Source organism: Yoonia sp., from assembly GCF_036007805.1.
Classification (GTDB): Bacteria; Pseudomonadota; Alphaproteobacteria; order Rhodobacterales; family Rhodobacteraceae; genus Yoonia.
Window position 1 is genome coordinate 1 of sequence record NZ_DASYOK010000306.1, and the last position, 10,455, is coordinate 10,455.

The 10,455-nt window shown below is 59.8% G+C and carries 10 protein-coding genes; 5 read left to right on the forward strand and 5 right to left on the reverse strand.

The genetic code is table 11. The annotated features are described in order from the left end of the window. The 4 genes from serB to VGP75_RS16030 form a co-directional block, all read right to left on the reverse strand. On the reverse strand, positions 1 to 662 hold a 662-nt coding region (serB, locus tag VGP75_RS16015; RefSeq protein WP_327544615.1), incomplete at its 3' end, for a phosphoserine phosphatase SerB. Positions 663 to 873: 211 nt separating this feature from the next. Continuing rightward, positions 874 to 2,034, reverse strand: coding sequence for an NAD(P)-dependent alcohol dehydrogenase (locus VGP75_RS16020; RefSeq protein WP_327544616.1), 1,161 nt, complete (start codon positions 2,032 to 2,034; stop codon positions 874 to 876). Positions 2,035 to 2,121: 87 nt separating this feature from the next. After that, positions 2,122 to 2,511, reverse strand: a complete 390-nt coding sequence (locus tag VGP75_RS16025) for a DoxX-related protein (RefSeq protein WP_327544617.1) — start codon at positions 2,509 to 2,511, stop codon at positions 2,122 to 2,124. Then, positions 2,504 to 3,337, reverse strand: coding sequence for an oxidoreductase (locus VGP75_RS16030; RefSeq protein ID WP_327544618.1), 834 nt, complete (start codon positions 3,335 to 3,337; stop codon positions 2,504 to 2,506). Before VGP75_RS16030 ends, VGP75_RS16025 begins: the two co-directional genes overlap by 8 nt. Before the next feature lie 76 nt (positions 3,338 to 3,413). Between VGP75_RS16030 and VGP75_RS16035 the strand changes: the two genes are divergently transcribed. Together VGP75_RS16035 and VGP75_RS16040 are read left to right on the forward strand one after the other, a co-directional pair. Further along, complete coding sequence (locus tag VGP75_RS16035; protein ID WP_327544619.1) at positions 3,414 to 4,031, forward strand: TetR/AcrR family transcriptional regulator; 618 nt, start codon at positions 3,414 to 3,416, stop codon at positions 4,029 to 4,031. Positions 4,032 to 4,168: 137 nt separating this feature from the next. Further along, positions 4,169 to 4,300 (forward strand): hypothetical protein, encoded by a 132-nt coding sequence (locus VGP75_RS16040; RefSeq protein WP_327544620.1) that lies wholly within the window; start codon positions 4,169 to 4,171, stop codon positions 4,298 to 4,300. Between the two features lie 20 nt (positions 4,301 to 4,320). On the opposite strand, the gene VGP75_RS16045 is transcribed toward VGP75_RS16040, so the two are convergent. After that, positions 4,321 to 4,914: a TetR/AcrR family transcriptional regulator gene (locus tag VGP75_RS16045; protein ID WP_327544621.1), complete on the reverse strand. Its 594-nt coding sequence runs from the start codon at positions 4,912 to 4,914 to the stop codon at positions 4,321 to 4,323. Positions 4,915 to 4,998: 84 nt separating this feature from the next. On the opposite strand from VGP75_RS16045, the gene VGP75_RS16050 reads away from it, so the two are divergent. The 3 genes from VGP75_RS16050 to VGP75_RS16060 all read left to right on the forward strand — a co-directional run. Next, a complete protein-coding gene (locus tag VGP75_RS16050; RefSeq protein WP_327544622.1) occupies positions 4,999 to 6,054 on the forward strand; it encodes an efflux RND transporter periplasmic adaptor subunit in 1,056 nt (351 codons plus the stop codon). 9 nt (positions 6,055 to 6,063) lie between these two features. Continuing rightward, on the forward strand, positions 6,064 to 9,129 hold the full coding sequence (locus VGP75_RS16055) for an efflux RND transporter permease subunit (protein ID WP_327544623.1): 3,066 nt from the start codon (positions 6,064 to 6,066) through the stop codon (positions 9,127 to 9,129). A gap of 430 nt (positions 9,130 to 9,559) precedes the next feature. Next, on the forward strand, positions 9,560 to 10,455 hold an 896-nt coding region (locus VGP75_RS16060), incomplete at its 3' end, for a phosphoserine transaminase (RefSeq protein WP_327544624.1).

The window sequence follows — 10,455 nt, forward strand, 5'->3', positions numbered from 1 at the left end:
TGCAAGGCCGTCACCTTGGCCGCTTTGCCCAGAATGGGGCGGGCGACATCACCTGTCAGCTTGCCGTTTTCGGACAGCAAGGTATTGGCGCGATTCTCGTCAAAGCCAAGCGTTGCTGCGACACGTGACGTGAAGGCCGTAAAACCACCCGAGACCAGTGCCGCATAGGCCCCCTGCGCCTTCATGGTCTGCACGAGTTCGTAGCCACCGGGCATAAGTGTGATGCGCTCATCCAGAACCTGATCGATGATGCCAACGGGCAGGTCCTTAAGCAGCCCGACCCGCTCGATCAGTGCCTCTTCGAAATCAAGCTCGCCATTCATGGCGCGGGCGGTGATATCTGCCACACGCGGGCCGACGCCTGCCTCGGCGGCGAGTTCGTCGATACATTCCTGCCGGATCATCGTGCTGTCCATATCGGCCAGCAGCATCTTTTTGCGCCGCCCCTCATGGGGCTGGATCACCAGATCGACACAGGCGCCTTGCAGGTCGGCCCAGACCTCCCACTGGTTGTCCGGCACAGATGGAATCGCAAATTCAGCGGCCTCATCAATGGCAAGCCAATGTGCATCACCTCCGCCCCACGCGTTGCGCAGGTTTTCAACCAGCGCCGCATCCAGATTGCGTTCCGTGGGTGTTGTGATCAGTGTGACAACCTGCATGGCGGACCTCATGTCAATATCGCCCAAGGTCTAGCGCCACAGCAGGCAGGGTGCACCCCTAAAAGTCGAAAAGTTCGCTCAGGAAGCTTTCGCGCTTTTTCTTGGGGCGGTAAACATCATGCCCACCGCGGGGATCATGGGTGTCACGCGGCGCAGACGGCCTTCCCGGCCACGCGGCTTGGCAAAGCAAGCCCGTGGCCGGATGCCACTTTTAGGCAAGCGTGCTCATGTCGATGACGAAGCGATAGCGCACGTCCTTGTTTTTCACGCGTTGCATTGCGGTCTGGATTTGGTCGGCAGCGACCATCTCGATATCCGCCAGGATATTTTGCTCCGCGCAGTAGTCCAGCATAGCCTGCGTTTCGGCCACGCCACCTATGAGCGAGCCTGCAACCGACTTTTGCCCGACCAAGAGCATGATATTGTTGGGCTGTTCGCTGAAAGGTGTGAACAGTCCGACATTGATCAGCGTCCCACCGGTGCGCAGCATCATCAGGAAAGGGTTTGGATCAAAGGCCTCGGGCACCGTCGACAGGATGCTATGGAAGGAACCTACCCGTGCTGGCACGGCATTTGGATCCGGCCAGACCATGACATCAACAGCCCCCATCGCCAGTGCATCGGCACGCTTGGCCTCAGACGTGGTCATCACCGTGACCTCTGCCCCGCGGGCAACGGCCAGCTTGACAGCCACATGCCCCAACCCGCCGAGGCCAACCACCGCGACGCGGTCGCCCGCCCCGATCTGCCAGTGCTCAAGTGGAGAGAAGGTTGTCACGCCTGCGCAGAGCAAAGGTGCAGTCCGTGCCAAGTCCATGCCATCAGGGATACGCAGGGTGAAAGCCTCGCGCACCACGATCCGGTTGGAATAGCCGCCGAGCAGGTTTTCGCCCGTGGGTCGGTGCAGGCCATAGGTTTGCGTATTGCCCCGCGCGCAATATTGTTCGGTCCCTGCCAGACAGAACTCACATTCACCGCAGGAATTGACCATACAGCCCACGCCCGCCGCATCGCCCACCTTGAACCGTGTGACGGCCGATCCGACTGCCGCCACACGGCCCACGATCTCGTGTCCCGGCATAAGCGGCCAGTTGGTAAAGCCAAAGTCGTTGTTGGCCGCGTGGATGTCGGTGTGACAAATCCCGCAATAGAGAATGTCGATCAGCACATCATCGGCGTTGAGGGCGCGACGCGCGAAGCTTTGCCGTTGCGGGGGGTGTCCCGCAGCCATCCAAGAAACGCCTGTCGCCGGAAACGGCCCTGATCCACTGACGGCTGCTTCCTGCGCAGACGCCATGCCAGCAAGTCCACCCCCGCCAGCCACCAGAACACCACTCGCCGCCATTCTGGCCAGGATGTCACGGCGGGTCATATCGTCTTGGATATGCGGTCCACGACCAGTTACACAATTTTCACACATGTAAATTGTCTCCTTATTTGAATTGATGAAGGGAAGGTATCAGCGCGCCCTGCGCCACAGGCTCAGACCAGCCCAGATGAAGAGACCCTGAATGACAACGCGGATCGTCGCGGCGACCGGGGGCTCAAAAACCGGGTCGGGCCGCACGTAGTCCCATAGATGCAGCGGCAGATAGGCGGCGCAAAGTGCGGCAAAGGCCAGACCTCCCAAAGCGCGCGTGCGCGGCCATAGCACCGCCAGACCGATGACGACCTGCACGACCCCGGCCAGCAGGATCACCGTAACAGCGGGCAAAAATGCAGGGACCAGCGGGGCGAAACCCTCTGGCATTGCGAAATGCGCCGCACCGCCGCCAATCATCACAAAGGCAGCAAGCCCGCTTTGCGCCCATACAACGGCCATATGCCGGAACGGGACTGCCCTAGTCATGCTGCACCTGAGTAGCTGCTACCGACACATCCTTCCACGCGTCCCACTCTGCAAGGCGCGCCGCATAGGCAGGTGGCACAATCATCGTCGGCATCGCCCCGAGGAACAAGCGCGTCGGCGGGGCGGCGCTGTCGACCAGCTTTAGGATGGCAGGGCCAACAGCAGCCGGATCGCCATACATCTCCGACGGCATCTGGGATTGTTGCTCTGCCATGGCGGCACGCAGTGGATCATAATCGTTGATCGGGGTGGCATGAGTGGCAGAAGCGCCGCTCCAATCGGTTGCATAAGGTCCGGGTTCCACAAGCGTGACATTGATGCCTAGCCCGGCGACCTCTTGCGCCAGCGCGTCGCTCAGCCCTTCGACCGCCCATTTGGAGGCGTGATAGCCACCAAGACCGGGGAAGGTCATGACGCCGCCCACGGTGGAAATCTGCAGGATATGGCCGGCACCTTGCGCGCGCAGCACCGGCAGGATGGCCTGCGTCATGTGGAAGAGGCCGAAGAAATTGACCTCCATCTGGTCGCGCATCTCTGCCTCGGTCAGTTCTTCGACCATGCCGAACAGCCCATAGCCCGCGTTGTTGACGACGACATCAATCTGACCAAGTGCGCTATGTGCCTGTTTCACAACAGCAAAGCACGCTGCACGATCCGTCACATCCAGCGTCAGCGGCACCACCTGATCTCCAAAACGCGCGATAAGATCAGCAAGCCCCTCAATCCTCCGGGAGGTGGCGGCAACACGGTCGCCCCGGTGTAGTGCGGCCTCTGCAAAGGCGAGGCCAAGACCACGATTCGCACCTGTGATAAGCCAATTTTTCATAATCAATTCTCCTATTGAATCTGCTATCTGAACGGCGATAAGATAAGCGGTAACACCTAATCTGAGCACTGCATAGATGGAAAATGAAAACCAACCTGCGAAAACCGGCTATCATCACGGAAACTTGAAAGCGGCCCTTGTCGACGCGGCGGATGCAATCCTGCGCGACCGTGGCATCGAAGGTTTCTCATTGCGCGAGGCTGCGCGCCGCGCAGGCGTGTCGATCGGAGCACCGGCGCATCACTTCGGTTCTGCCACTGGGCTTCTGACCGAGGTCGCACTTTTGGGTTATGACAGCCTTGGCGAAGCATTGAATGCCGTGCCATCAAGCGACGACCCTGCCGCCGATCTGCGATCACTCGCGCTGGCCTATGTGCGCTTTGCGCTGGCCCACCCCGGGCGCTTCCGGCTTATGTTCCGCCCCGACCTCGTGAACCGGGACGACCCCCGCTATGCCGAGGTCAGCGCCCGTGCTTTGACTGGCTTTGCGCAAGCGATTATGCGGCGCGACGGGGCATCGACCGATACCATGGCGGACGTCTTCGTTGTTTGGTCGTCCATCCACGGCATGGCAAACCTCGTGCTGGATGGAAAAGCGAAATACATGTTCGGCGGCGTCACAGCGGACGCTTTTGCGAATGATATATTGCCAAAGTTGCTGGCAGACGCTTGGCCATTCGGTCGAATGGCGTGAATACTTCCATCACCTGCCAGACAAAACCTCCGGTCAAAATAAGCCGGATAATAATGATCGGCACTGGTGAAAGACGCGGCCCTCGTCGGAGCGCAACTGATTGACTTACTTGCCTTTCAAGCAGGGAGGATTTGGCCATGATGGGATGGTTCAATATGCGGGAGACCAAGTTATTTCGGCTCCGGATCGAGGATCAGGTCGCGCTGGATCACCTGCTGCGCAAGATCAATGCGAACAACTGTGCCACGACGGCCCTTGGCGATGAATGATAGAAATTCCGCACTGGCCATTAAGCCGATGAGTCGTCCATGTCGATCAACTGCTGAATCGACGGAGCGAGATACAGAGCCATCGCCTCTTCGTCAAAGCCTTCCAGCGCATTGCGTCCGACAAGCATCGGCAGCATTGCCCCACCGGTCAGGATAGCCATGATCATGGCAGCGCGCTTCTGAGCGTTTGGCCCGCCGATTAACCGCGCCATCGGTTCAAGGAATCCAGTGGTCGCTGCATCGCGCACCGCTTCTTCGGCATCTTCATTCCCCGAGGCACGGGCGATCATCATGAAAAGATCGAGGTCTTCCTGATAATTTTCCTTCGTCGCCATGATGGCAGTGATCTGTCGCCCGAAATCAGCCTTGTTCTCAGGCTGGAGCGGCAGGCTTGCGAATGTGCCCTCGATGGCGGCGGCGAAAAGGCCTTTCTTCGATCCAAAGTAGCGGTTGATCAACGCCGCGTTCACTCCGGCTGCGCTCGCAATTTCGCGCAGGCCAGTTCCGTCATAGCCATTGCGGGCAAAGAGCCGCTTTGCCGCCACGATAAGATCTTCGCGCGTTGCATCGGCATTGCGTGGACGTCGGTCAGCATCAGATGCTTCGCAGGTCATGTAATCACCCGTTGACTTATGTTGCAGGTTCATTATGTAACCACTCGTAGACATTATTCGCAACCCTTAGATGGATCTGATCCGATGACACGCTTTTTTCTGTTAGCCGCTTTGCTCGCTTTGTCCGCCTGCATTGAAGACGAGCCCGAGGTGACGGCTACGGCCCCTGCCCCGACCGCGATGGTGACAGTGATCGAAGGTGAGGCTCTGACCGATACACGGCGCTTTGTCGGTCGGCTGGACGCGGTCAGCACGGTGGATATGACTTTTCAGGTCGGTGGCGAGATCGTCGATATCCCGGTGCGTGAAGGCACAGTGGTTGCGCAAGGTGCGATTCTCGCGTCACTCGATCCCGAGGATTTCGAGCTTGCCCTGCGCGAAGCCGAACTGTCGCGCGGGCTTGCCCAGAACGCGTTTCAGCGGCGCGAGACGCTTGTCACCAATAACTCGGTATCTCGCGCCGCCTTCGAACAGGCCGAGGCAGAGTTCCGTCTAGCCGACCTTGCTGTCGAAAATGCTGCGCGCAACCTTGCTCATACGCAAATAAAGGCACCTTTCAACGCACTGATCACGCGCCGTCTGTCCGACACATACAGTAATATTCAACCGGGCACGCCGATATTGCGCATTCAGGACATCAGTGAGTACCGCGTGGTGATTTCGGTGCCCGAAGACCTGATCGCTTTGGTCGAAACGCCCGAAAGCTTCGATGTCACCGCACGTTTCGGAACGAACGGACATAGCCGCGAGGTGCCGTTGACCTACAGAGAGCATAATACAGAACCCGATGCGGTCGCACAGACTTATCAGGTGAGCTTTGCGCTCGCTCCCGCCATGGCCGGAGGATTGTTGCCAGGCATGACCGCCTCAGTCGAGATCTCACCCAACACGGCGATGGACGGGGCAGCCTTGCGCGTGCCGGAAAGCGCGCTCGACGTAGCGGAGGACGGTGGCTTTCGTGTCTGGTTGCTCGATCCTGTGACCAATACCGTCAGCCCGCGCGATGTAACCATCGGACGTGTCACCGATGCTCTCCTGCCGGTCACCGAAGGTATCGCTTCGGGTGATATGATCGTGACGGCCGGGGTGCATTTGCTGCGCGACGGGATGGTCGTGCAGCCAATGATGCAGCAGAACTAGAGTCGGATCATGGATATTGCACGCTACGCGATTGACCGTCCCGTCAATACGATGATCGTTGTCCTCTTTTGCCTGTTCGGAGGTATCTGGGGTTTCAACACGGTGGGTCGGCTCGAAGACCCGGCCTTTACGTTGAAACAGGCAGTCATCGTCACGCAATATCCCGGTGCCACCGCCGAAGAGGTGGAGCTCGAAGTCACCGAAGCGCTCGAAGCCGCGGTGCAACAGATGGCACAACTCGACCGTGTGACGTCGAAATCAATGCCGGGCGTATCCGAAGTCACGGTCGAGATGAAATCGACCTATGACGGTAGTGAGATCCCCCAGATCTGGGACGAATTGCGCCGCCGCGTCGGCGATGCGCGTCTGCCGGCGGGGGTCAATCCACCCTTCGTGAACGACAATTTCGGCGATGTCTTCGGCCTTTTCTACGCGGTCACCGCACCCGGCCTGTCCGATGTGGCGCAGCGCGATCTCTCGACCTTCCTGCGGCGCGAATTGCTTACCGTGACGGGTGTCGCACGTGTCACGACGGCGGGAGAGCCGACCGAGACGATTTATATCGAAGTGTCGAACGAAAGGCTCGCGCGGCTCGGCATCGGCGTCGATCAGGTGATCGGCGCGATCCAGAGCGAGAACGCGGTTTCCCCCGCCGGTGAAGTGCGCGTCGGCGACCGGAACGTGCGGATCACCGTTCCTTCAAGCTTTGACAGCGTCTCTGCCATCGAGGCGCTGCGCGTCGGGCGGCCTGGCACAACCGAACAGATCAGTCTGCTCGATATCGCGACAATCACACGCGCACCAACCGAAGTGCCGGATCAGTTCATCCGCTTCAACGGCGCGCCCGCCTTCACGCTGGCCGTGGCGGGTGTGGCCGATGCGAATATCGTCGATGTCGGCAAGGCGGTCGATGCGAAGCTGGCCGAGCTTTCCCCCCGGATCCCGCTCGGGGTGGAGTTGCACCCAATCTACGAACAGCATGTCGTCGTGGAATCAGCGGTGAACGATTTCATGGTCAACCTGGCCATGTCGGTCGCCATCGTCGTGGGAGTGCTCTGCCTGTTCATGGGCTGGCGGATCGGGCTTGTCGTGGGTGCGACGCTGCTGCTCACGGTGCTTGGTACAGTTTTCTTCATGGCTGTCTTCAGCATCGAGATGGAGCGGATCAGCCTTGGCGCGCTCATCATCGCAATGGGGATGCTGGTCGATAACGCCATCGTCGTCGCCGAGGGCATGCTCATCCATATGCAAAGGGGCAAATCCGCCCGCGAGGCGGCAGGCGAGGCGGCGCGGCGGACGCAGATTCCGCTGCTCGGCGCGACGGTGATCGGCATCATGGCATTCTCGGGGATCGGGCTGTCCCCTGATGCGACGGGCGAATTCCTGTTCTCGCTTTTCGCCGTCATCGGCATCTCGCTGCTGCTGAGCTGGATACTCGCGATCACTGTGACGCCGCTCTTCGGCAATTGGCTTTTGAAGCCTTCGGCCGCCGATGCCGATGCCGATCCTTATGCGGGCGGCATCTACCGCGCCTATGCCAGTGTGCTGCGCGGTGCCTTGCGGATTCGTGCGCTGACGGTCGTGGCGCTGGTCGCGCTGACGGGCGTGTCGTTCTACGGATTCGGCTTCGTCAAGCAATCCTTCTTTCCCGAGAGCAATACGCCGCTCTTCTACGTCAACTACATGCTGCCGCAAGGCACCGATATTCGCGCCACGGCCCGCGACATGGTCGAAATCGAGGCGCTGATCCTCGAAAAGCCCGGTGTGCGTTCGGTCACCACGCTCGTTGGGCAAGGAGCAAGCCGCTTTATGCTGACCTATGCGCCCGAACAGCCCAATACCGCATATGGCCAGTTCATCGTCCAGATGGAGGACCGCGACGCGATCAACCCGCTGGCGGCGGAGTTGCGCGACATGCTGGGAGCCAGCTATCCGCAGGCCGAGGTCAGGACAGAGCGTCTGGTCTTCGGGCCGGGGGGCGGTGCTGATGTCGAAGTGCGGTTCCTCGGTGAAGACCCCACCGAACTGCGCAGGCTGGCGACTGAGGCGATGGCGATCATGGAACGCTCCGGCGCGCTGATCGACGTGCGCCAGAACTGGCGGCAGCAAGAGCTCGTGATCGCACCGCATCTCAATGCCGAACGCGCAAGGCTCGCCGGGGTGGACCGGGGCGATGTCGCGCAGGCGCTGGAATTCGCGACCTCCGGCGTTCAGGCGGGCAGTTACCGCGAAGGTGACCAATCAATCCCGATCATCGCGCGTCCGCCGCCCGACGAACGCGCCGATGCGGGGCTGTTGCAGGATCGTCTGATCTTCAGCACGACCGAGAATACCTACATCCCGGTGACACAGATCGTTACCGCATTCGAGAGCACGACGCAGGAAGTGCTGATCCAGCGCCGTAATCGGTTGCGCACGATCAGCGTGCAGGCGAGCAAGGCGGGCGAGCTGACGGCTGTCGACGCGCGCAATGCGGTGTTAAGCGAAATCGAAGCGATGCACCTGCCGCTCGGCTACAGCATGGAATGGGGAGGCGAGTTCGAAAGCTCCGGCGATGCGCAGGAATCGCTCGGCACGCAGCTTCCGATGAGTTTTCTTGTAATGCTCACGATCTCGGTGCTGCTGTTCGGCAAGGTCCGCCAACCGCTGGTGATCTGGCTCGTTGTGCCAATGGCGGTTTGCGGTGTCGTGGCGGGGCTGTTGCTGACCGGATTGCCGTTTTCGTTCACCGCGCTGCTCGGTCTGCTCAGTTTGTCGGGGATGCTGATGAAGAACGCCATCGTGCTAGTAGATGAGATCGACGCACAGATCGCCGGTGCGGTACCGCCCGAACGCGCCGTAGTCGAAGCCAGCGTCAGCCGTTTGCGCCCCGTCTTCCTCGCAGCAGTTACGACAATCCTCGGCATGCTGCCGCTGCTCGGGGATGCTTTCTTTGCGTCGATGGCGGTGACGATCATGGGCGGTCTGGCCTTCGCGACCGTCCTGACGCTGATTGCGGTGCCGGTATTTTACGCGATTTTCTTCCGGATCAGGCTGAAGAACACGCGCAGCATAATGGCAACGTTCGCCACGTGAGTTTTTAATCCGCACTAGACGCGTCGGACGCGCTGAAAGGCGTTTTCAGGGAACGTCGATGGGTTTGGCCGGTCTAGGCTCAAACCGAGATTTCGCCATATGCGTACTGTCCAGACGTGGAAGACTCTTCGAACAGGCCGTTGAGGTGAGTGGCAGCTCTCTCAACGGTTTTCCCTGACACCCCCATTTGAGCAATCTTGTATCGGCCAACCTCACGAATCTCTCGTTCGGCGACAGGGTACAAAGCAGGACTTCCTCGTGTCAGATTTGTGCCTATCGGAAACAGCCGTTCCCGCATCATGCTGCAAAAGTGTGCATTTACCTGCAGAGCACACAGTTTTTCCTATTGCTGATTTTGTGGGGGGTCCGTATGTCCGGCGGTGGGACACCCTTCCCCAACGAAGGGCGCATATCTGTGAGGATACCAGCAATGGTTATGACCAAACCGGCAACGCGGCCGGCTAATCCGCGTTTTTCTTCTGGCCCCTGTGCCAAACCCCCCGTCTGGAAATTGGATGCATTGCGTGACGCGCCCTTGGGCCGGTCACACCGTGCTGGCGTCGGCAAAGCCAAGCTTGCCGAGGCGATTGACCTGACACGTGAAATTCTGGGCGTGCCAGCGGATTACCGCATCGGCATCGTGCCCGCCTCTGACACCGGCGCCTATGAGATGGCGATGTGGTCGCTCTTGGGCGAACGCCCTGCCGAGATGGTCGCATGGGAAAGCTTTGGTGCAGGCTGGGTGACTGATGTGGTCAAGCAGCTGAAAATCGAGGCGACTGTTCACACCGCCGAATATGGCGAAATCGTCGATATGGCGGCGCTGAACTATGACAATGACGTCTGCTTTACATGGAACGGCACGACCTCTGGTGTGCGTGTCACCTCTGGCGATGTGATCCCTGCGGATCGTGCGGGCCTGACGCTTTGTGATGCAACCTCTGCCGCTTTTGCCCAAGACCTGCCTTGGGAAAAGCTGGATGTCACCACCTTCTCTTGGCAGAAGGTGATGGGTGGCGAAGCGGCCCACGGGATGCTGATCTTGTCCCCCCGCGCCGTTGAGCGGCTGGAAACCTATACCCCCGCATGGCCCCTGCCCAAGATTTTCCGCATGACCAAAGGCGGCAAACTGATCGAAGGTATTTTCCGTGGCGAGACGATCAACACACCCTCGATGCTGGCGGTCGAGGATTACCTCATAGCGCTCAAATGGGGCCGCTCCATCGGTGGTCTGGATGCGTTGATGCACCGTGCCAATGCCAATGCGCGGGCGATCTGGAATTTCTGCGCTGACAAGCCGTGGATCGCGAATCTCGCGGTTGATCC